This is a genomic window from Thalassospira tepidiphila MCCC 1A03514, assembly GCF_001662875.1.
In the GTDB taxonomy this organism is placed as follows: domain Bacteria; phylum Pseudomonadota; class Alphaproteobacteria; order Rhodospirillales; family Thalassospiraceae; genus Thalassospira; species Thalassospira tepidiphila.
Genome location: NZ_JPVZ01000002.1, coordinates 301,674 through 323,670 on the forward strand (window position 1 = coordinate 301,674; position 21,997 = coordinate 323,670).

At 54.1% G+C, this 21,997-nt stretch carries 24 protein-coding genes; 12 read left to right on the plus strand and 12 right to left on the minus strand.

Going from position 1 to position 21,997, the window contains the following annotated elements; translation table 11 throughout:
• The first annotated feature begins 670 nt into the window (after positions 1-670).
• The 3 genes from hemE to hemJ all read left to right on the plus strand — a co-directional run bounded on the left by hemE (position 671) and on the right by hemJ (position 3,622).
• Positions 671-1,711, plus strand: coding sequence for a uroporphyrinogen decarboxylase (gene hemE / locus TH4_RS05390; protein WP_064780232.1), 1,041 nt, complete (start codon positions 671-673; stop codon positions 1,709-1,711).
• Between the two features lie 199 nt (positions 1,712-1,910).
• On the plus strand, positions 1,911-3,026 hold the full coding sequence (hemH, locus tag TH4_RS05395; RefSeq protein ID WP_064780470.1) for a ferrochelatase: 1,116 nt from the start codon (positions 1,911-1,913) through the stop codon (positions 3,024-3,026).
• Between the two features lie 167 nt (positions 3,027-3,193).
• The gene (gene hemJ / locus TH4_RS05400) at positions 3,194-3,622 is read left to right on the plus strand and encodes a protoporphyrinogen oxidase HemJ (protein ID WP_008888773.1); all 429 of its coding nucleotides are present in this window, start codon (positions 3,194-3,196) and stop codon (positions 3,620-3,622) included.
• Positions 3,623-3,746: 124 nt separating this feature from the next.
• Here the strand turns inward: hemJ and secB are convergent, their stop codons facing one another.
• Positions 3,747-4,244 (minus strand): protein-export chaperone SecB, encoded by a 498-nt coding sequence (gene secB, locus TH4_RS05405; RefSeq protein WP_008888774.1) that lies wholly within the window; start codon positions 4,242-4,244, stop codon positions 3,747-3,749.
• A 300-nt stretch (positions 4,245-4,544) separates the two neighbouring features.
• Complete coding sequence (locus tag TH4_RS05410) at positions 4,545-5,165, minus strand: FxsA family protein (RefSeq protein WP_064780233.1); 621 nt, start codon at positions 5,163-5,165, stop codon at positions 4,545-4,547.
• 380 nt (positions 5,166-5,545) lie between these two features.
• Here TH4_RS05410 and TH4_RS05415 point away from each other — a divergent pair, with 380 nt between their 5' ends.
• The 3 genes from TH4_RS05415 to TH4_RS05425 all read left to right on the plus strand — a co-directional run bounded on the left by TH4_RS05415 (position 5,546) and on the right by TH4_RS05425 (position 8,071).
• The gene (locus tag TH4_RS05415; RefSeq protein ID WP_008888776.1) at positions 5,546-6,241 is read left to right on the plus strand and encodes a Tim44/TimA family putative adaptor protein; all 696 of its coding nucleotides are present in this window, start codon (positions 5,546-5,548) and stop codon (positions 6,239-6,241) included.
• Between the two features lie 187 nt (positions 6,242-6,428).
• A complete protein-coding gene (mltA, locus tag TH4_RS05420) occupies positions 6,429-7,709 on the plus strand; it encodes a murein transglycosylase A (RefSeq protein WP_064780234.1) in 1,281 nt (426 codons plus the stop codon).
• The gene (locus TH4_RS05425) at positions 7,706-8,071 is read left to right on the plus strand and encodes a Dabb family protein (protein ID WP_008888778.1); all 366 of its coding nucleotides are present in this window, start codon (positions 7,706-7,708) and stop codon (positions 8,069-8,071) included. The genes mltA and TH4_RS05425 overlap by 4 nt, the downstream gene beginning before the upstream one ends.
• 155 nt (positions 8,072-8,226) lie before the next feature.
• Here the strand turns inward: TH4_RS05425 and rlmN are convergent, their stop codons facing one another.
• The 6 genes from rlmN to TH4_RS05455 all read right to left on the minus strand — a co-directional run bounded on the left by rlmN (position 8,227) and on the right by TH4_RS05455 (position 13,761).
• Positions 8,227-9,483 (minus strand): dual-specificity RNA methyltransferase RlmN, encoded by a 1,257-nt coding sequence (gene rlmN, locus TH4_RS05430; protein WP_064780235.1) that lies wholly within the window; start codon positions 9,481-9,483, stop codon positions 8,227-8,229.
• A gap of 230 nt (positions 9,484-9,713) precedes the next feature.
• Positions 9,714-10,277 carry an invasion associated locus B family protein gene (locus TH4_RS05435; protein ID WP_008888780.1) on the minus strand — a complete coding sequence of 188 codons (564 nt, stop codon included), beginning with the start codon at positions 10,275-10,277 and terminating at the stop codon, positions 9,714-9,716.
• Positions 10,278-10,556: 279 nt separating this feature from the next.
• A complete protein-coding gene (locus tag TH4_RS05440) occupies positions 10,557-11,075 on the minus strand; it encodes a hypothetical protein (RefSeq protein WP_008888781.1) in 519 nt (172 codons plus the stop codon).
• 12 nt (positions 11,076-11,087) lie between these two features.
• Positions 11,088-11,588 (minus strand): bactofilin family protein, encoded by a 501-nt coding sequence (locus TH4_RS05445; RefSeq protein ID WP_231959646.1) that lies wholly within the window; start codon positions 11,586-11,588, stop codon positions 11,088-11,090.
• Between the two features lie 284 nt (positions 11,589-11,872).
• On the minus strand, positions 11,873-12,550 hold the full coding sequence (locus TH4_RS05450) for an EI24 domain-containing protein (protein ID WP_064780237.1): 678 nt from the start codon (positions 12,548-12,550) through the stop codon (positions 11,873-11,875).
• 512 nt (positions 12,551-13,062) lie between these two features.
• On the minus strand, positions 13,063-13,761 hold the full coding sequence (locus TH4_RS05455; protein WP_064780238.1) for a LolA family protein: 699 nt from the start codon (positions 13,759-13,761) through the stop codon (positions 13,063-13,065).
• A gap of 234 nt (positions 13,762-13,995) precedes the next feature.
• Here TH4_RS05455 and gshB point away from each other — a divergent pair, with 234 nt between their 5' ends.
• Positions 13,996-14,940 (plus strand): glutathione synthase, encoded by a 945-nt coding sequence (gene gshB / locus TH4_RS05460; protein ID WP_008888785.1) that lies wholly within the window; start codon positions 13,996-13,998, stop codon positions 14,938-14,940.
• A gap of 104 nt (positions 14,941-15,044) precedes the next feature.
• Here the strand turns inward: gshB and TH4_RS05465 are convergent, their stop codons facing one another.
• A complete protein-coding gene (locus tag TH4_RS05465) occupies positions 15,045-15,344 on the minus strand; it encodes a cupin domain-containing protein (RefSeq protein ID WP_008888786.1) in 300 nt (99 codons plus the stop codon).
• A gap of 199 nt (positions 15,345-15,543) precedes the next feature.
• Here TH4_RS05465 and TH4_RS05470 point away from each other — a divergent pair, with 199 nt between their 5' ends.
• Positions 15,544-17,001, plus strand: coding sequence for an alkaline phosphatase D family protein (locus tag TH4_RS05470; RefSeq protein ID WP_064780239.1), 1,458 nt, complete (start codon positions 15,544-15,546; stop codon positions 16,999-17,001).
• 19 nt (positions 17,002-17,020) lie between these two features.
• On the opposite strand, the gene TH4_RS05475 is transcribed toward TH4_RS05470, so the two are convergent.
• Positions 17,021-17,926, minus strand: a complete 906-nt coding sequence (locus TH4_RS05475) for an SDH family Clp fold serine proteinase (RefSeq protein ID WP_064780240.1) — start codon at positions 17,924-17,926, stop codon at positions 17,021-17,023.
• Positions 17,898-18,392, minus strand: a complete 495-nt coding sequence (locus TH4_RS20760; protein WP_167351195.1) for a hypothetical protein — start codon at positions 18,390-18,392, stop codon at positions 17,898-17,900. Before TH4_RS20760 ends, TH4_RS05475 begins: the two co-directional genes overlap by 29 nt.
• A gap of 14 nt (positions 18,393-18,406) precedes the next feature.
• On the opposite strand from TH4_RS20760, the gene TH4_RS05480 reads away from it, so the two are divergent.
• The 3 genes from TH4_RS05480 (at position 18,407) to TH4_RS05490 (ending at position 19,955) form a co-directional block, all read left to right on the plus strand.
• Positions 18,407-19,033: a glutathione S-transferase gene (locus TH4_RS05480; RefSeq protein WP_064780241.1), complete on the plus strand. Its 627-nt coding sequence runs from the start codon at positions 18,407-18,409 to the stop codon at positions 19,031-19,033.
• A gap of 82 nt (positions 19,034-19,115) precedes the next feature.
• Positions 19,116-19,352, plus strand: a complete 237-nt coding sequence (locus TH4_RS05485) for a hypothetical protein (RefSeq protein ID WP_008888791.1) — start codon at positions 19,116-19,118, stop codon at positions 19,350-19,352.
• A gap of 120 nt (positions 19,353-19,472) precedes the next feature.
• A complete protein-coding gene (locus TH4_RS05490; RefSeq protein ID WP_064780242.1) occupies positions 19,473-19,955 on the plus strand; it encodes a GNAT family N-acetyltransferase in 483 nt (160 codons plus the stop codon).
• A gap of 138 nt (positions 19,956-20,093) precedes the next feature.
• Here the strand turns inward: TH4_RS05490 and TH4_RS05495 are convergent, their stop codons facing one another.
• The gene (locus tag TH4_RS05495; RefSeq protein WP_064780243.1) at positions 20,094-20,849 is read right to left on the minus strand and encodes an SDR family NAD(P)-dependent oxidoreductase; all 756 of its coding nucleotides are present in this window, start codon (positions 20,847-20,849) and stop codon (positions 20,094-20,096) included.
• 169 nt (positions 20,850-21,018) lie between these two features.
• On the opposite strand from TH4_RS05495, the gene TH4_RS05500 reads away from it, so the two are divergent.
• A complete protein-coding gene (locus tag TH4_RS05500) occupies positions 21,019-21,933 on the plus strand; it encodes an AraC family transcriptional regulator (protein WP_245227748.1) in 915 nt (304 codons plus the stop codon).
• The last annotated feature ends 64 nt before the right edge of the window (positions 21,934-21,997 follow it).

Below are 21,997 nucleotides of genomic sequence, written 5' to 3' on the forward strand. Positions count from 1 at the left end.
TCAATTTTTGGCGACCCAAGCGAAATCTTATCCACTTTTTGCCGACCAAACGATTTTTCTAACTTTATTCAAACAACGTTACGGCTGTTCAAAATACCGATCACTAACCGGATGGATAAGAGTTTTATCGCAACCCGAAGTTAGCGGATCGGAGTCGGCCCTGTGGATAAATGTGGATAACGGGTGCGACTCCGGCCTGATTTTTTCCACAGGAATTATCCTCCCACCCATACAAAGTTTCTCAAGTGCTCTGTCCCGAGCGGGATAAGTGCCAAATTTTTCCCGTAATAACAGGGATAAGACTGCAAAAACCAGACTTATTCACCTTATCCCCATTATTCAAAAACGTCTTTTCCCAAGGCAGAGTCCGGGAGTCGTTCGGAGTCGTACACAGTTTTCCCCAAGGCCGGTTGAGATGAATCATTTTTCCCGAGTCGGAATGTGAATAAACTGTGCGTGAAATTTAATCCCTGTTATCCACAGGGAACCACTCACAAACAACATCCTTTTTTATTAAATAAGGTTTTGTTAGGCAGAACGTGGAAAACGTCTTGGCAAAGGCCCCAGGGCACATTTCACGAAATAACAAAACCGGTTCTGACAGGTGGCCGAACGCCACGTGTCAGGCCAAAGATCAAAAAAGCGATCGGGAAGAGAAACAGGAAACCAGATGCCTAACACCCAAAAGACCTTCTTGCGTGCCCTTGCCGGTGAAACCTTGCCGGTACCGCCGATCTGGCTGATGCGCCAAGCTGGTCGCTATTTGCCAGAATACCGCGCAACCCGCGCAGAAGCAGGCTCTTTCCTTGATCTTTGCTATAATCCTGATCTTGCTTGCGAAGTTACGTTGCAGCCCCTGCGGCGCTTTGACTTCGATGCGGCAATATTGTTCTCCGATATCCTCGTTATACCGCAGGCACTTGGACAGCATTTGGCCTTCAAGCAGGGAGAAGGCCCGCAGCTTGAGGCCATCCGCGATGCTTCAGGCCTGGGCAAGCTTTCAGTTGAAGGCATTCATGACACGCTTGGTCCGATCTATGAGACGGTTTCGAAGCTTTCACACGCCATTCCATCGAGCACAGCACTGATCGGCTTTGCCGGTGCGCCCTGGACCGTTGCGACCTACATGGTCGAGGGCAAGGGATCGAAGGACTTCCCGAATATCCGCCGCTTTGCCTATGGCGATCCCGATGGTTTTGCCAAACTGATCGACATTCTGGTCGAGGCAACCACGCAGTACCTTCTGAAGCAGGTTGAGGCCGGTGCAGAATGCATTCAGCTGTTTGAAACCTGGGGCGGGGTTCTGTCCGAGACCGGCTTTAATCGCTGGGTGATCGAGCCGACCAAACAGATCGTTGCAAACTTGCGCGCCGTCCACCCGGATCTGCCGATTATCGGCTTCCCGCGTGGCTGTGGCTTGCATCTGGTTGATTTCAAACAGAAAACCGGTGTGACCGCGGTTGGCCTTGATAGCGGGGTGAAACTCGACTGGGTGGCGGAAAACCTTCAGAAACTGGGGCCCGTGCAGGGCAATCTGGATCCGATGCTGCTGATCACCGGTGGTGATCCGATGTTTGATGAAACCAAGCGCATCCTTGATACGCTGGGCAAAGGGCCGTTCATCTTTAACCTTGGCCATGGCATCACGCCGGAAACGCCGCCGGAACATGTTGGCCAGCTGGTGGACTTCATTCGGGATTACAAAGGGTAAATGTCGGCAATTGCTGCATTTTATTTTGTGATTTTTGAAATCAATCAAATCGATTGAAAAATTCAATGCGTATGATGGGCGTTGCCTGTTGCGCTTAGGTCCGGTTTGACCAAAATAGGCGCCGGAGCGCGACGGGTTTACATCATTCCCGGTTTGTCGGGAACCGGTCCAGACACGATCTGACATGAAGGATAGCCAAATGTCCGAGACGACGCGCAAGAAACGCGCCATTGTTCTTTTCAATCTGGGGGGGCCGGACAGTCCGGCAGCTGTTGAGCCGTTTCTGTTCAACCTGTTTAATGATCCGGCGATCATCAGTCTGCCCAATCCGTTCCGCTTTTTGCTGGCCAAGCTGATTTCACGTCGCCGTGCACCGATTGCGCGCGAGATTTATGATCATATCGGCGGCAAATCGCCGCTTCTGGAACTGACCCAGGAGCAGGCCGATGCCTTGCAAACGGCGCTTAATGGCGAAGATGACGGCTATGAAAACCGTTGCTTTATTGCCATGCGTTATTGGAAACCGTTTGCCGATGATACCGCGGCTGAGGTCAAGGCATGGGGCGCGGACGAACAGATCCTGCTGCCGCTTTATCCGCAGTTTTCAACCACCACCAGCGGATCGTCGGTCAAGGACTGGAAACGGGCCTGTGCCAAGGTTGGCCTGACCTCCCCGATCAAAACCGCGTGCTGCTATCCGACCAATCCGGGCTTTGTCGAAGCATCGGCCGAAATGATCAAGGCGGGCTATGATCGTGCCCTGGCCAAGGCCACTGAACTTGGCATTGATAAGCCACGCATCCTGTTTTCCGCCCATGGTGTGCCCAAAGCCGTGATTACCAAGCGTGGTGATCCCTATCAGTCGCAGATCGAAAAAACCTCGGCCGCCGTGGTCGAGAAAATGGCGATCGAAGGATTGGACTGGAACGTTTGTTATCAAAGCCGGGTCGGTCCGATGGAATGGATTGGCCCATCGACCGAGGACGAGATCGCGCGTGCTGGCAAGGAAAACAAGGGCATCGTCGTGGTGCCGATTGCCTTTGTCACCGAGCATTCGGAAACCCTGGTCGAGCTTGATATCGAATATGGCGAACTGGCGCATGAAAAACACGTGCCGATCTATGAGCGCGTGCGCACGGTCTGTTCCCATCCGAAGTTTATTGCCGGACTTGTTTCGGTTGTAAAACAAACCCAGGACGAGCTTGATGAAAAAGGCCCGGATGACTACACGGTCGAAACGCGCGGCTGGTGGTGCCCGGATGAACATTCCTGTGCAGTGGCCAAGCAGCCATCACTGAAACCTGCCGGGGCCTGAATTGGCCAAAAGCGCGTCGCGTTTTAAATCACAGTTATAACGTCAATCGGGCCGGTTCTGTTTTTGGATCGGCCTGATTGCTGTTATGGTCGGAAAAATTCAAAAAATTCCCGCTTGTGCGGGCTTAATCCTGCCGACCCTGACCGTCACATCCAGAGAAGAGAGAGATGGATAGCTACAGCATTATCAAATCCCTGCATGTCATCAGCGTGATCGCCTGGATGGCGGGTCTTCTTTATCTGCCAAGGCTTTATGTCTATCACTGCGAAGTCGCGCCGGGCTCGGAAGCCAGCGAGAAATTCAAGGTGATGGAACGCCGTCTTTTGCGGGCCATCATGAACCCGGCAATGATCGCGACCTGGATTTTTGGCGGCTATCTGATCCATGCGGCCGGTGTCATGACCGAAGGCTGGTTCCACGTCAAACTGCTGTGTGTGGTTCTGATGACCATCGCGCACATGATGATGGCGCGTTACCGCCGGGCGTTCGAGGCGGATGCCAATACGAAATCGCAGAAATTCTATCGTATTTTCAATGAAGTACCGACGATCCTGATGATCATTGTCGTCTTCATGGTGATCGCCCGTCCCTTCTGATCGGATCTGTTTGACGACCCATCAGCAAAAACATTTCGATTTTAAAATAAAAAGGCCGCCAAACTGGCGGCCTTTGTTGTGTCATCGTTTTGGTATCGAACCAAAAGCCGATGGATGAGGTCAATCAGGCGTTGCCAGCCGGCTGACCTTCCATCTTGGATGCGAATTTCTTGCGGAAAAGATCAGCAAAATCAATCTGCTGCATCATCAGCGGCGGGAAGCCACCGTCTGCGGTCAGGTCTGCGACGATCTTGCGGACATACGGGAACAGCAGGCGCGGAACTTCGATCATCAGAACCGGCAGGCGGTGTTCGTCAGAAACATTCAGCGTCACAACGCAGCCATACTGCAGTTCGGCAATGAAGGCCACCTTGTCGCCAACGTCGGCTTTGACGTTGATCTTGATGGTGACTTCGTGAAGTTTCTGGTCTTGGGTGGTGCGGGCTTCAACATCAACATCGATATTGATTTTCGGCTGCTGCTGCAGGGCAACGCTTTCCGGTGCGTTCGGGTTTTCGAACGACAGATCCTTGATGTACTGGGTGTGGATCGTGATCGGATTTGCGGCCGGCTGCTGCTTCTGTTCTGCTGCGCCTTCTGCACCGGTGGTATTCTCGGCCATTAAAGTCTAGCTCCCTTAGAGGTCATTTCGTCTTGATCAGAAAAAAGCTTTCGGCTTGAAGGCTTTGCCTCGGCTGAAATGCTTATTACTGACGCCGCCCCGTTGCGGCAGATAAATTGGACTTGTTGGCCTAGCACGTCTGGCGTGCACGGGCAAGCCAATCAGAGCGGGTCAAAGCCCTTATCAAAGCCCGTGTTTCCGGGGGTTTGGTTGTCCTGATTCTTGCCAAAGGCCTTTGACTCAAAGAAGGCTGACCGGGGGTGTCGGTCAACCTTCTGATTTTGTGATTTTCGTATGAATTCAGCGCGTCTCGTCACGCGGGGGCAGATTGCGCGGTGTTTCGGGATTGTCGCCCGGATCGTTGCTGTTATCGGTGTCGTTTGACGGATCGTTCGGGCTGACATCTTCGAAATCGCCATCAATGATCGGCCCGGCACCGCGCGGCCGTGCTCCGCCAGGTCCACCGGCGCCATGTCCGCCCGCACCATTCGGTCCGCGCCCGTTTGGCCCGCCTTGCCCGCCGCTGGAATAGGTCGCACCGCGGAAGTTTGTCCGGATATTGCCCGACTGGACCAGCTTCATGATGACCTTGGCCCCGATCAGCTGGCGCAGCGGCGGGACAAGCAACAGGAAGCCAAAGGTGTCGGTGACAAAGCCCGGGGTCAGCAACAAGACACCGGCAATCAGAATGCAGATGCCGTCAAACAGGGCACCAATGGGCATTTCGCCCTGATCCATCTGGCTTTGCGCCTTGGCCAGGGTTTGCAACCCCTGGGCACGCATCAGCGACGTGCCGATGATGGCTGTCAGAACAACCACGCCAATGGTCGGCCATAGCCCGATCAGTTCGCCGGCCTGAATGAAGACCGCGATTTCGATGATTGGCATGGCGACGAATATCGCGAGAAAGTAAAAGCCCATTGTTTCTCCGTTTACTGGCGATGGATTGCCTGTATGCGCCGCAAATGTCGTATTATCACATGCATTTTACGGCCAAAGCTGACGTCTTGCTGAAACTATTGCAGAAAACAACTTGGTTTTCAGCGATTTCTCATTAATCTGCACACTTAAGTTCGTTGGTTAGTTGGTGGGAACGCTAATGTGACAACGCGACAAAAATGCGGCAGATCGTCATCTTGGCCTTGCCCCGGCGCATATCGCACCGGTGAAGGGTGAAGATGATCACATCTTGCTGGGTAATCGGCAGTTGCCCTTGCATTTGGTTAAGTTCATACCATCTCTCCACCACGGTTGTGATATACAGACAACCAGTTTGAAACCATTAGGATCACGAGACCGTCTTGCAGTATTTCGATATATTCTTATTCGCTCTGATTGCGGTTTTCCTTGTGCTGCGTTTGCGTGGCGTGCTTGGCCGTCGCACCGGCAATGAAAAGCAGGGGCCGTCCGATATCTTTGGCCGTCAGACTCATGACAATGAAGGCCAGAAAGACGCCGCAGCTCAGACCGATAATGTTTATCGCCTGCCGGACTCCGGTAACGATCAGGATGCGGCAGATGTTCCTTCGGGCACGTTTGCAACCCTGCAGGAGATCCAGAAGCACGATCCGAACTTTACCCAGCAGGACTTCCTCAATGGCGCGCGCATGGCGTTCGAAATGATCGTCGAATACTTTGCCAAGGGTGACAAGGATGGCCTGAACCCGTTGCTTTCGGCCGAGGTTTACAAGAACTTCGCCGCTGCCATCGATGCCCGCGCTGAAAAGGGCGAGCACGAGGAAACCACCCTGGTCGGTATCAAGAGCGCGTCGATCCATGACGCCAGCCTTGAAGGCCGCACCGCCTATGTCACGGTCAAGTTCGTGTCCGAGGAAGTCTCGGTCATTCGCAATGCCGAGGGTGATGTTGTCGATGGTGACCCCAACAAAGTGGTCGAGGCTGAAGATCTTTGGACATTCGCGCGCAATATCGAAAGCCGCGATCCGAACTGGCAGCTGGTTGCGACCGAAACCCCGGAAGAAGAAACCGCCGATTAACGCGGGTTTCGCAAAGACCAAACATATCAAAGGCGATCCGATAAACCGGGTCGCCTTTTTTCATGTCCGCATGGTAACGAGCATGCGCAATTATCGGCTTGTTAAGCATGTCAGGGGCAAAATCGGGTTTTCGTAGAACCGTTACAAAAACGGTGACGTTCGAATTGGCTAATTACGGGTTTCCATCTTGAAAAGACGACTGGTTTTATCGCGCAGCCTGTCCCTTGTTTCTGTGCTGGTCGGTGCGGCTGCCGCCCTGATCTGGATGTTTTGGCCACAAATCACCGGACAGATCGAACCCCCGGCCGAGGTGGAAGACAAACTGACCCTGCGCCCGGCGACGTTTGCCGATCTTGATGGCTGGCAGACCGATGATATGCGCGGCACCGTGCGGGCCTTTGCCCGGTCGTGCCAGGCGATGCTAAGACGCAGTGATGACAAACCCGTCGGGCCTGACCCGCGCATGGGTACGATTGGCCAGTGGCGCGATCGTTGCGAAACCGCGGTTTCGCTTGATGTTGAAAGCCTTCGCAAGGAAGACGCGCGTGCATTCTTTGAAAGCGGTTTCAGACCCTATCTCAGTGGCAATCGCGATACGGCCGAGGGCCTTTTTACCGGCTATTACGAGCCGGAATTGCAAGGCCAGCTGACCCGTGGCGGCGCGTATCAGACGCCGCTTTATCTGAAGCCCAATGACATGGTCTCGATCGATCTTGGCGATTTTCGCGAGGATCTGAAAGGCACCAAACTGGTCGGGCGGATCGCGGGTGATGCAATCAAACCCTATTACGACCGCGAAGCGATCGAGGAAGGGGCGTTATCAGACCGCGATCTTGAACTGGTCTGGGTCGATGATGCGGTGGATGCTTTTTTCCTGCAAATTCAGGGGTCTGGTCGGGTGGTTCTGCCTGATGACAGCGTGCTTCGGGTGGGCTATGCCGCGACCAACGGCCATCCTTACTTTGCCATCGGGCGGGAACTGATCGCGCGCGGGGTGCTGACGCGCGAAACCGTATCGCTGCAATCGATCCGCAAATGGCTGCATGACAATCCGGGCGAAGCCGATGCGGTGATGAATACCAACGCATCCTACGTGTTTTTCCAGCCGCTTAAGGTTGATCCGAATGACCCCGAAGCGGGTCCGCTGGGATCGCAAGGGGTGCCGTTGGAGCCCGGCCGGTCATTGGCGGTGGATCGCAGGTTCCATGCCATGGGGGTCCCGGTCTGGCTTGAAACCAGCGATCCGATGAATGCGGACCGCACATTCCGCCGCCTGATGGTGGCCCAGGATACCGGTGGGGCCATTCGCGGGCCGGTGCGCGGTGACATCTTCTTTGGCCCGGGCGAGGACGCGGCCCTTTATGCTGGCCACATGAACCGGCAGGGCCGGAAATATGTCCTGTTGCCCAACAGCATCGATCCGGCAAGCTGGCAGGATGCGGATACTCAGACAGGGGGCACTTCATGATCCGTCATATTGTGTTGCTGCAGATCCCAAGCCACATCGCGCAAAGCGACATCGACACCATGATCGGCGAACTTGAAAAGGTCGCCTTTTCAGTGCCGGGCGCGTTGGCCTTTTGCGGCGGGGCAAAGATGACCGGAAGCGGCCTTAGCCAGGGATTTACCCACGCCATCACCATTGATTTCACCGATCTGGCGGCGCGCGACACCTATGTGCGCGGCCTTGATCAGGACTGGATTGGCATTCGATTGTCGGAAATGACCGAAGGCGGCCTTGGCGGTATTCTTGCCATAAGCGTCAATGTTGATGACATCCATACGCCCGACAAGGGATCAGACAAGAAGCCGGAATTGCGTTGGATCTGATAATTACGACAAAAATACCGAACAAGATCAAACAGACGATCTAAATCGCGTTTTTTGGACATTTCGGCGCAGGGACCTGAAACAGGGACAGCGCAAAGAAAAACACCGGACAGCAAGGCCATCCGGTGTTGATCTGAATTGCAATGGTGCCAGACTTACTGGGCGGCAACGATGCCTTCATTGTCGGCATCCGATTTGCCGCAACCACCTGCGTCACCGGTGCTGCCAACGCGTGATTTGCGCTGGCGCTGGCTTTCGGATTTGAGCTGTCCACAGGCGGCCAGAATATCACGGCCGCGCGGCCAGCGGATCGGCGCTTCGTAGCCGTTATCAAGCAGGATTTGCGCGAATTTCTTGATATCGTTGGTCGGCGTGCATTCGTAATCCGAACCCGGCCATTTGTTGAACGGGATCAGGTTGAACTTGCAGTGAACGCCTTTGACCAGTTTGGCCAGCGCACGCGCATGTTCGGGTTTGTCGTTCACGCCTTTCAGCATGACATATTCCATGGTGATCGGACGGGCGTTCGACATGCCCGGATAGTTCCGGCACGCATCCATCAGTTCTTTTAGCGGGTATTTCTTGTTGATCGGCATGATTTCGTTGCGCAGATCATCATCAGGCGCATGCAGCGAGATCGCCAGACCAACGCCAAGGTCTTCGCCACAGCGCACGATTTCCGGCACCACGCCCGAGGTCGAAAGCGTAATGCGGCGGCGCGAGATCGAAATACCTTCGCCGTCCATGGCAATGCGCAGGGCATCGCGAACGTTTTCATAGTTAAACAGCGGCTCGCCCATGCCCATCATGACGATGTTTGACAGGCGACGGATGCCATTGGCCGGGGTCGGCCATTCGCCGTAGCTGTCGCGCGCGACCATGAACTGGCTGACGATTTCGCCCGGGGTCAGGTTACGCACCAGAAGCTGGGTACCGGTGTGGCAGAATTTGCAGGTCAGCGTGCAACCCACCTGCGATGAAATGCAGACAGCACCGCGATCTTCGTTGCGATCAGGGATATAGACCGTCTCGGCCTCGTTGCCGTCATGGAACTTCATCAGCCATTTGTGGGTGTCGTCAGTACTTTTCTGATCGGCTGTCAAAACCGGACGCCCGACATAGAAATCCTGCGCCAGGCGATCGCGCAGCTTTTTGGAAATGTTGGTCATGTCCTCGATGTCGGTAACACCGCGGTTATAGATCCAGTTCCAAAGCTGTTTGACGCGGAACTTGCTTTCGCCCATGCCAGCCATGAGTTCGGTCAGTTCTTCGCGGGTGATGCCGACCAGATCACGACGCCCGTCGGCAGCCTGCCCATTGGCGGCGCGCGAAACGAAGTCGGACAGCGACGGCCCATCCTGCTTGGCAGGGGCATCGGTCAGGGGTGCGTTTTCGGTCAGGACGTCGGTCATCCCGGGCTCTCTCTTTTGCGTAGTGTGGGTTTGCCAGACAGCTTTTTGGCCGTCTTGTTCTGGCGTCAGCGGGACTATACCAGAAATGATGCAAAAATGCTTGGCCCCGCATATAGCGGGGCCGGGTCGATTTAGAAACGATAAATTTCACATTGCAGCTATCACAGCATTGCAATCACGGTTGCAAAGCAGGCTGTGACGGCCCCACCAACCGGTTTGATCAGCTAGGATCAGTTGACCGGCTTGGTGTTGCAAGCCTTTGAAATCGCGTTATAGGCGTTGGTAAAGCCCGACAGCGAATAGGTATCGGTGGTCTTGGTATCGCGTGACGAATAGCCAACCACAACCATGGTCGATCCGGCTTTCATCGCGCTGACCAGTTTGCGGTCTTCTTCGCTGTTTACCGCCCAGGCGGAGTCATCATGGGTGAACAGCTTGAAACTTTTGGAATCGATTCGAAGATCAACCTCGCTGCCCGATTTGTAGGTATAGCCGGTAATGAAGCTGACTTCATTAAGCAGCTTGAGTGCCGGGCGATGGGTGACCATGACATAGATTTTGCCACGCTGGGTGTAGTCGCCTTTGGCCGAGGTCGGCTGGCTGCCCATATAGCAGACTTTCTGGCCATCCTCGGAATAGGTGTAGGCTTCCCACTTGCCGTAAACATCAATCAGCTGCGGGGAGTTCTGGGCCTGTGCCACATTGGTCGCAAAACCAAGCGCAAGCAGACAGGCAACCGCGCCAAAAGCGGCGGCAAACGAATTTCTGACGAGACGATGGGCGTGTTTTTTCATGAGGTCGCGTATCGTGTCTGAAGTTTCGGGATCGGTCCGACCGGACCACGTTAGGACGCATAAAATCCAAAGGATATGGCAAATTTATGAGGCTCGTTTTCCGAGATTGCCGCCAAAAGGTAAAGATTAAACCAAGGAATGCGTCCAACCGGGCGCATACAGGCAAATTTTACAAATTATTCTGTGGATGACGCCGGACGCCCGCCATGGGTGGTGTTGCGCTTCTTGACGGGATTGCCGGTAAACCGTTGTCACAACACTAAAATTGATCGGCAGATGTCAGCCGCGAGCGAGATTCTTTTTGACCACCTGATCGAGGCAATCCTGAACCGTGATCGGCTGATTTCCGCGCCGCATGCGCGCCAGCATGTGACGGAGTTCACGAGGCGCGCCTTCGGTTGCCGGGGCAAAGAAGGCATCAAACGAACATTGATCGGATCTGTATTGCCAGACGCGGATGTCACCTTCACCGCGGATCATTTCCGGTTCGCCGATTTTGGCTTCGACTTCCGGTTCTGACAGACCCTTGAGCGATGCGTTGGGCACCGGCTTGAACGGTATGGCGGCCGTTGTGGTGCGTGATTTAGAATTTTCCGGCCGCCTGCGGGCTTCGGGCTGGGTCGTGGTGACGTTGCCCTTGGTATTAAGCTCGCCGTAATTGGTGTTTGTCGAACCCGGTGGCACTGAAGACCCGCCGCCACAGGCCGAAAGACCCATGGCAATGAGCGCCAGAAGCAAAATCACCCCGAATGGACGGGTGACGTCTGTTCGGGGTGAGGTTTGGGTCAGGGCAATCATGCGCGCTAAAAATCAGGAATCGTCAGATTTGCGCGGGATGGTGATTGCGCCGGTGCTGCCGCCGCGGCTTATACCGGTGTCAGCGCCTTCGACATATTCCAGCTCGCCCTTGATGCGGGCACCATTTTCGATCTGAAGCGCACCATAGGTGATCTTGCCGCTGATTTCAGCCGAGTGGACGACAACCACACGGCCAGCCGTCAGTTCACCTTCGAACTTGCCGCTGATTTCGGCCTCATCCACCTGGGCAGAACCGATGAAGCTGCCACCTTCGGAAACTTCGAGGCGCGAGCATTCCTTGATCTGGGCTTCGACAACGCCTTCGACGACCAGAACGTCACAGGAACCGATTTCACCTTTGAGCGTGATGTCACGACCAACTGTCAGTTTCTTGCCCTCGGAAGAGTGGCTACCCGATCCTCCCGGGCGACCGGAACTGCCGCGGGTCGGGATTTCAAGCGGGCGCTTCGGGATTTCCGGGCGGAAGTTGGTGGAGTGCGGTTTGCTGGACATTTGCGGTTCATCCTTTGTGCGCGGTTGGGTGAAGAGCCGCGGCTCTGTTCGTTTTTCTGTTTTTTCGAACGTGCGGGTTTCGCTGGCTTTGTCAGATGCAGCATCAGAGGCCGAGGTCATCGTCCCGGAAAGCTTGTCTGATCCATCCAGGCGAGATGTATCTGACGAAGTCGCACTTCTGTCGACTGTTTTGTTGGCTTTTTTCTTTCCAAACATGGGATGACCAGATCCTTAGAGTTGCAGTTTCGATGTTGGTCTAGGTGTATCGGCCTTGCGGTTACCGGTCAGGCGGTCTCGGGCACATAGGTGCCAAGGCGCACAGAATAGTGGACCATAAAGGCGGTGGCGATGATCGGTGCGACCAGATTGACCAAGGGAATGGTCATCAGGAAGGTCAAACCGACCCCGGCAATCCAAAGCTTTTTCTGGCGGCTTTTGCGAATGGCCTCAACCGTCCGCGCATCATAGCGGCGTGCGGCAACCAGTTCAAAATATTCACGCGACAAAAGATAGCCATTCATCCCGTAAAACGCGATTACATAGAGCGGCCCGGCCAGAAGAAGCGGCAAAATCAGAATGTTAAGCGCCAAAGCCGTCAGGGCGAATTTAAGACCGCTGATCAGCGCATCAATGATCGGCTGTGGACGGGTATCGGGCAGGGTCGGATAGTGCTTGTCTTCGACCGCGTCGGCAATCTGATCGAGCAGAAGGCTCGAGATCAGGACCGTGGCCGCGGGAAACAGCAACAGCACAAGAAGCGTCAGACCAATGCCCAGAAGCCAGTCCACGGCGGTTTCAAGCCAGCCACCATCAGTGAAGAAGGTGACGGAATTCAGGCCAAACCAGATCAGGACCCACAACCCGACAATGGTTGCCAGCGCACCGGCAACACCGATCAGCACAACTTTGCGAAAACGCGGGTCGGAAAACTGCGCAACGGATTTCAGAAAGTCATTGATCATGGAAGATGTCGGTCCTGTCCTGTCATATGTCGAGTGTGCGGAATATATCCGCAAGGGAATCATGCATTAGTTTAGTAGGCAATTAAAATTAACAGCCTGTGAAATCAGGGGGTGGCTTTGCAGATTTCCCAAGAATGCGACATCTATCGCAGGCATCAGGCAAAAAAAAGGCGTCCGGCCAGGGGGGAGAACCGGACGCCAGCGCTCCGATAATCTGGAGCGTGAGGAAAGGTAGGGGAGACCTTTTCCTCACACCGGGTTCCCGTCGTTTAGGGGAACCTTGTGACAGACTCACATATAGGAAGCACAGGGCGTCCGTGCCATGGGTTTGGGCCCGAAAAAGCCGACAAATTTTGAAACTTTTCGCTGATTCCAATCTGCGGTGATTTCGTTACGAAATCACAATTACATTCACCACTTGGCCAAGCAGTTGAATCAGAAAATATTCTTGATCCGGCACCGGTTTACGGGCGGTTCAAAGACATCAAAATCGGATGGGAAAAATTTTTGGCCTAGTTGCGCTGATTTGGCCAGATGCGTTCAAATTTGAACAGTTCCGGGTCAAGCTGCATGCCCTCTTCGGTATTGAACAGGGTGACCGTGGTCTCGACCCCGGTCGGGTCCTTGACGCTCCACTGACGCAGCTGCATCGGCTTTTCGGTGAACACCAGGGTTACACTTCCAGCACCCGGATCGGATTTGCGCACCAGTTCAACGCGGACAGTTTCGGCCGTGCGACGATAATCGACAATCTTGACCTTGTCGGTCAGCGAGATGTTTTCCGCCAGGATGATCCCGGCCGGGGTTTCATCAATGTCGAAATAGGTCGGTGCGTTGATTTCCTTGTCATAATAGATGAAATCATGACCGGTCGAGACCAGCAGGATCTGGGCCGGCGGGTTATATTCAAACCGCATCTTGCCGGGGCGTTCCATATAAAGATCGCCTTCGGCCGCACCGCCATCCGATGAAATCTGAACGAACTCGGCCTTGAGCGTCGTGATCCCGGCCAGATAGTTTTCGATCTTTTCGATCATCTCAGGCGTGATCTGATCGCTTGCTTGCGCATGGGCTGTACTTGGCAACAGGGTCAGACTGGTGACGGCACCAAGACCGATGGCGGATGCAATGACACTTGCCGCAAGAACGGCGCGGCCTTTCTTGCCAAACAATTTCCAGCGAGTCTTCGGTTCTTGGTTCAAACGGGTCATGTGTCTTACCGGTGTTCGTAACAATTCGTTGATCGCAATCATGGCGATTGCAGAAGGTGAATGGCGGATGATAAAAATCGTGCCAAATAGTAACCACTCACTGCGAGTAACATATCGCATCATTTGGCCGGGAAGGCCAGCCGGGTCAAGCCATGCCCGCAAATGACCTTAATTGGCCGTTTTGAGCCTTAATTGCAGGTCATTTGACCACCGGCAAGCAGGAGAACACGTTTAATGAGCCGTATCGTCGCCATCCAGATGGACCCGATCGAGAGCATCGACATCAAGGGGGATTCGACCTTTGTCATGGGCCTTGAAGCCCAGGCGCGGGGATATGACCTTTTGCATTATCATCCCGATGACATGTTCTATGACCGGGGCCGGATCAAGGCGGAAGTCCGCCCGATGACGTTGCGCTACGAACATGGCAACCACCATGATCTGGGCGAAGCACGGGTGATTGATCTGGCGCGCGAAACAGATGTGATCCTGATGCGTCAGGATCCGCCGTTTGACATGAACTATATCACCGCGAGCCATCTGCTTGAGGCGATCCACCCGGAAACCTTTGTGGTCAACCATCCGGGCCATGTCCGCAATGCGCCGGAAAAGATCTTTGTCACCGAGTTCCCTGATCTGATGCCGCCGACCCTGATCACGCGGTCGGCAGCCCGCATCAAGGAATTCCGCGAAGAATTCAAGGACATCATCGTCAAGCCGCTGTTTGGCAATGGCGGGGCGGGCGTGTTCCACCTCAAACCCGGTGACGAGAACCTGAATTCGCTGCTGGAACTGTTTGCTGCACAGTCGCGCGAACCGCTGATGGTGCAGGCCTATTTGCCCGATGTGCGCAAGGGCGACAAACGCATCATTCTGGTTGATGGCGAACCGGTGGGCGCGATCAACCGCGTGCCGGCCGAGGGTGAAGCACGTTCAAACATGCATGTCGGCGGTGTGGCCGAGAAATCGATGCTGACACCGCGCGAACGCGAGATTTGCGATCGCATCGGGCCGGAGCTTAAGAAACGCGATCTGATCTTTGTCGGGATTGACGTGATCGGCGATTACATGACGGAAATCAACGTCACCTCGCCGACCGGTCTTCAGGAGATCAACCGCTTTGACGGCTCCAAGCTGGAAAGCCTGATCTGGGATGCGATTGAGACGCGACTTGGCTAGGCCATCCTCATATCACTAAAACGAAATCGGGCAGGTGATCATCACCTGCCCTTTTTGTTGGGTGATTTTGTGGGGCTTGAGCCCGGCCTTGATCAGCGCTTTGATCAGCGCGCCTTGACCTCGACCTCGACAAAGGTGATGGCAAAGTCATTGTTGTTAATGACGTTATGGGACACGCCGGTCTTGCGGGCATAGGATTTCCCGGCGGTCATGTCGGACGGAAACGTTGTGCCGTCGTCGTTAACAATGGTCAGGGTGCCAGTCGTCATCGGGACGACGACATAATCCATGCCGTGAACATGATCACCGGTTTCGGAGCCGGGCGGGAAGTGCCATTCGGTCACCTTGACGGCATCGTCATCAACCTGAACGGTGGGAATGGCTTTGGGGCGCTGTGCAGTCACTGGGTTTCTCCAATTTTTGCGGTTAACCCGTTGATGATAGCGACAAGTCCCTCATGCTGCTTGCCTTTTTTAAGTCCGCCTGATGTGTGACTTTGACGATGCCGTCGCCGTCCGGTTCCGCTAAGCTGGAACTAACGCGGCGATCAAACGTATGTTTCAAGGGTCAAGTTCACATCATTTTGGCAGGTAGTAACAGCGCATGACCAGCTCCGAGGCGACAAAAATCACCGATCAGGATCTTTATGGGCCGTTCCTGTTTGCCCGGGGTGCTGATGCCAAGACGGCAAAGCTCGCCGCCCTTGTGGTTGCCGATGATGATGCAGAAATCCCGGAATTTCGGGCTAATGGCCGTGATGTCATTGCGCCGTCAAAGCTTGCCAGCCTGTTTGGCCGAAGCTATTGGCGGTTTGATTTTGAACTGCCGTCAAACCGGGTTGCGACATATAGTTTCGGAAACGAAACATATGAAGTTTGCACCGATCTTGGGGGTGATCTTCGCATCGGGTTTGTGTCGTGCAACGGTCAGGAAGACGGCGATCTGGACCGGCCGCTTGAAGACCGCAATGCGCTCTGGACGGATTTGGGCAAAGAGCACGCAAAGCAGCCCTTCTCGCTTTTGCTGCATGGCGGCGATCAGATTTACGCCGACGGCGTCTGGGAATGCCACGAGGATATCATTGCCTGGGACAAGGCCGGGCGCAGTGAACGGCTGGCGACCGCCTTTTCCGATATCATGCGCGATGCCGTTTTGAAATTCTACCTTGATCATTATCTGGCGATTTATGGCCAACCGCAGATCCGCCACATGCTGGCGCGCGTGCCGTCGCTGATGATGTGGGATGACCATGACATTTTTGATGGCTGGGGCAGTCACAAGAAGTGGTTTCAGGGCAGTGCCGTTGCCAAGGGCATGTTTGACTGCGCACGCCAGGCCTTTTGCCTGATGCAGCTTGGCTGCACACCCGATGATTTGCCTGACATGGTCAAGGATCGTGAGGGCATAAGCCTTGGCTGGCGCACCGATTTTCCGGGGGTCAGTATTGTTGCGCCCGATTTGCGATCCGAACGGACACCAAATGACGTGATGGGGGCGCATGGCTGGCGCGATTTGCCCGAGATGCTCAAAACCGTGCCGGATGGCAATCGTATTCTTCTGATGTCGAGTGTACCGGTGATAGGGCCGCGACTATCGTTGATCGAGATGGTGTTGCATCTTTCCCCCCGTGCCCAGAAATACGAGGATGACCTGCGCGATCAGTGGCAAAGCCGCTGGCACCGGCGCGAATGGTGCCGTTTCCTTGAGCTGATCGAAGAAATCGCCAACGAGCACGACCATGAGATCACCCTGCTTTCGGGGGAAATCCATGTCGCAACCCGGGGCACCTTTGAAACCAAGGGCAAAACCATCCATCAACTGGTGGCATCGGGCATTTCGCACACCGCACCACCCGCAACCTTTGCCAGGGTTTTGGGCCTTCTGGCATGGATCGGGGAGAACCCGCTTCCGGGGCGGCCGACAGAGTTAAAACCGCTGCCGGAACGCAAAGGTACCTATTGTGCGGCGCGAAATTACCTTACACTGTCACGCAACGACACCAACTGGCATGCCAACTGGCATCTCGAAGGAATTGGCTGGACGCCAAAGTTGCATATTTAGTGCCACTATTGACCAGAAATCACTGATTCCCAATAGTCCAACTGTTACCGATCGAGTTGTCTATAATTTTAATGGCTGTACTTCTTGCAAAAGATGCCATGTAGCTATGGTGAACACTCAAAACATTCTCTTGAAGGTCTTGATCATCTTCTAGTTCAATTATTTTCAAGCCCATTTTTTGAGCATCTTCTACTGAGAAGTGTTGGTTATGACCGGATGTTCCGCTGTAGTTCATTAATTGCTCTACAGCATTTTTTGCAAGGTTTTCACTATCTTTCTCAGCTGAAAACATGTTGTTTTCAAGCCATTCTTTAACCATCACCTTTGTGCCCTCAACTGCGCGTTCGCAGTTCATAATGAATGAGGGATGAAATTTTGAAAATACGTGATCCCAGACAAGCTTTTTCAGGTTGTTCTCTTTGATTTCGGTAATTGCTCGGTCAATTTCTGTCAGAATGCCCATCGCGGGCACACCATTGATCTGAGGGTCAGTCGGACCAAGAAACGAATGCTTACCAAGGATGATTTCTTTTGCAGCGCAAGAAATCATCGTGCCAGCAGATTGCGCGATATGCGGGACAATTACCCGGATATCGTAACCAAACATTCGATGCAGATACGAAACTAATGATCGTGTAGCTTCGATATCACCACCAGGTGTATGCAAAATGAGGTCTAATCCGCGATCACGCTCCAGACCATGAATGACGGCCATAAAGCCGTTCATGTCGTGGTCGTTGATTGCGCACTCAGGATGAATTCTTCCGCTTCCATCACGTTTCTGAAGGAAGCCTGAGTAGTAGCCTATCGTTTCGCGATTTGTAAGCTTAGCTAGTTTAACGATGTATTTTTGCCGCACGGTATCGTGCGCGTTTGCATCTTCTGATGCATCAATCTCATCGTTTATCTCGTTCCAAGTTGGCATGCACACCCAATGGTTGAGTTTTAGAGCTCACTGTTATCGGAGTGTAATCAGCAAAACCTGATATTGGAACAAAATTATTAAGTTGTGCGGACGGGCTGACGGGATCAGTCGCATCGGTCACGCTAGGATCAGACGAACCAATCGCTATGTCGAGTCGCGCTAGTTCTTTAAGTCTATCAAGCATTTGACCTCCTAATTCCCCACTAGAAGTTTTTGAATCTTCATTATGTGCGAATCTGTGTATTTTGTCAATATTTAGTAAGGAAAAGGTTTGCTGAATGTATTTTTTAAAGCAAGTAATCTCATAGTCTTCGGATTTCTTATAACACAGAATATCAGCAAAATAGTTAAGGCTGTGGCTGCCAAGATTTCGTATCGCATTGCAAAACAGTTCATCGACGATATACGATAGAATGTGTGAACATCGAACGGCACACAAAGGACCGAGTTTTTCAGCTAACGTCACAACTGGAAGTCAAGATGCAGCTTTATTACGCGCCGACTTCACCCTTCTCGCGCAAGGTGCGCGTTGTCTTGCGTGAGTTGGGTCTGGAAAAACAGATCAGCGAGATCCTGATTGATCCGTGGACGGATGAGGCGCTGCGTGCCCATAACCCGCTTGCCAAAGTGCCGACCCTGATCCTTGAGGATGGCATGGCGGTTTTTGAATCGGCCGTGATCTGTGATTATCTTGACCAACTTGCCAAATCCCAGGGCATTTCAAAGGGTGTTATCCCCGAAAGCGGCCCGACCCGCCTCAGTGCATTGAAATGGCAGGGTTTGGCCGATGGCATGATGGCAGCAACCGCCCGGCTTTATGCCGATTCCCAACGCGAAGACGGTGATCGTTCCGAAATCGTAATGGAGAGACAGGCGCAGGCGATTACATCCGGTATTGAGGCGATCCTCGATGGCCTTCCTGCGCTTCGCACCGAGGAGCCGCATCTTGGCACCTGGTCGGTGCTGATTGCGCTTTATTACATTGATTTCCGCTGGCCGGACCGGCGGTTTGATATCCCGGTGCGGGTGCGCGACTGGATGGCGATCATGTCGGAACGTGAATCCTTCACCGAGACCACCTTCCACCTGCCCCATGACGGTGATTGATCAGAAAATCCAACGATTACCTGCGACAAACGCCGCCAGACATGCTATCGCCGCCTTTTGAAGATTGAATTGCGAAAAGCCGATGACCGAACCGACCATTACCAAAGCCATGCGTGAACGCGCCTGGGTCCGTGCTGAACGGATTGAGGGCGAAGACCCCAAGGAAGTGCGCAAACACAAGGAAAGCGGCATCACCATGAAAAAGGCCAGTTTCGGCAAGTTCCGCAATTTCGGCTGGACCGTGGTTGATGAGGTTGCCGTGCCGTGCCGCAAGGAATTCCTTCCGCCGCGCGAAACGGATGACGAAACCTCGGACTAAGCTGCTATCGCAAATGTGATGGCCGATGCCGTTGGGCCTGATTGACAAAGTGGCCGATGAAGGGCGCTATGAACCGATGGTTCTTGCGCCTTTTTCTTTGCCTGAGTTTGGTCTTGCCCGATGACAACCCGATCCGATGCGATTTCGTTTGGTTCGCTTGACGATATCCCGCCCGCAACCCTGATTGCCCATATGTCCGATCCGCGAATGGCGGAGCATATGCCGTTGCTAAACGGTCGGTGGGATCAGGATGACGTCGCCCGGTTCATGGCGGCCAAGAAAGCCTATTGGCAACGCGATGGTCTGGGGCATTGGGCGATCTTTTATGATGGCACCTATGTCGGCTGGGGCGGGTTTCAGAAAGAAGGCGATGACTGGGATTATGGGCTGGTGCTGCGGCCCGAATGCTTCGGGTTTGGCATGGCAATCACGCACAAGGCGCTTGAATTTGCCCGATCCGATCCGCGTATTTCGTCGGTGACATTCCTGTTGCCACCCAGCCGCACAAAGCTTGCGGCGCTTAGGCGGATCGGGGCGGAATTTGAGAAATCAGTCGATTACGAAAACGAAATGTTTTCACGCTTTCGCCTTTTGATATCCTGACAGACTAGAAAGTGATCCGGACCGGATTCCGTTGAATTTAAAACCATAGGAACAACCCGGCACGCAGACTGATGTGCCGGGTTGTTTGTTTTAATCGCCCCGGTTCAGGGGAATTAAGAGCTGGATACGTGAGTGGGATCAGATCGTTTGACCGCCTGAAACCTCGATACGCTGGGCTGTGACCCAGCGATTGTCATCGCGCAGCAGGCTTGCAACCATCGGACCGATATCATCGGGCAAACCGACCCGGCCAAGGGCGGTCATGCTGGCAAAGGCCTCGTTATAGGCGGGGGTATCGCGGACTGCACCGCCAAGGAAGTCGGTCTCGATCGCGCCCGGGGCAACGCAATTGGCCGTGATGCCACGTTCGCCGAGTTCCTTGGCCAGATAGACCGTCAGAATTTCAATCGCACCCTTTGCCGCGGAATAGGCGGAAAAGCCCGGGAAGGACACGCGTGTCAGCCCCGAAGAATAGGTAATGATGCGTCCGTTATCGGCAAGTATCGGCAAAACCGCCTGGACCAGGAAGAACACGCCTTTGACATGGACATCAAACAGGGAGTCGAACTGTTGTTCAGTGGTTTCGGCGAACGGTGTCATTTCGCCGTGGCCGGCATTGTTGATCAGATGATCAAAACTGTCGCGTCCGAAGATTTCGGACAGGGCCTTTTTCAGGGTGGCAACAAAGGCCGGGAAGGTCGAGATTTTGGTGACATCAAGTTGCAGCGCAACGGCCTTTCGGCCAAGGGCGCGGATTTCTTCGACGACTTCCTGGGCCTGCGCTTCGTTGCCACGGTAGGTGACGATGACATCATTACCCGCCTTGGCAATGCTGATGGCGGCGTTGCGGCCAAGTCCACGGTTGGCACCGGTGATCATGGAAATTTTCGACATGATGTTTCCTTTCAGGTTTATCGATGCCGCAAACCTACGCCTGTCTTGAAGGCAGTTGTTGCCTGTCTGTCTATGAATTTTGCCTGTTTATCCAAATGATGGAAAAGGAATTGCAATATTGGGTCATATGCTTACCTATTAATCCAATCGACTTGTCCAAAAGACCTGTGTGAGCAATGAAAGGCTGATAGTGCAAACCCTGTTTGATCTTGTTCGGCGCTATGCCGATGCGCATGCAGACCAGTCCGGTGTGGCCCAAACACCGGTGCCCGGCCTTTCGATGGTGCGGGTTCTCTATCCCGGTGCGCTTCAGGTGGCGATCAACCGGCCACTTGTCGCGATGGTGCTTCAGGGACGCAAACTGGTGACAATGGGGGCGGAGACATTTGATCTTGGTCCGGGCGATGCGCTTTTGATTTCTGCAGACGTGCCGACCGTCAGCCAGATTTCCAAGGCAAGCGTTGCGGCGCCCTATTACGCGCTGATTCTTGAACTTGATCTGTCGATGATTGCCGATATTGCGGCGGCAATCGGCCTTCCGCACGGGCAAGGCGGGCCGATCTCTGTCGAGCGGTTTGATCCCCATGTCGAAGATGTGGCAACCCGATTGATGCAGTTTCTGAACCGGTCGGGGGCGATTTCGGTCCTTGGCGACGGCCTGCTTCGTGAAATGCATTACTGGATGCTGTCAGGGTCACATGGCACTGCGATCCGCAGGCTGGGAACCGCAGACAGCCATGCCCAGCGTATCAGTCGCGCGGTGGCGCTGATTCGTGCGCAATTTGCCGAGACCCTTCGGGTGAATGACCTTGCCGAGGCCGCAGGCATGAGTATTTCGTCATTTCACCAGCATTTCCGTGCGGCAACGACGCTTTCGCCCCTGCAATTCCAAAAGCAGCTTCGCCTGATCGAGGCACGGCGAAGAATGATGGCCGAAGGCACGGCAATCGCCGATGCTGCTTATGCAGTCGGTTATGAAAGCGTGCCGCAGTTTACCCGTGAATATAGCCGCCTTTTCAATGTGTCACCGGGGCGCGACCTGCGTCAGACCCGGGTGGGAACATCCGGCCTACAACCGGCATAAGCCAATTTGAGCCATGCGATCAATCTGCCGACCTGACAGGGGTTGGCGTTGCCAGCGTTTGGTA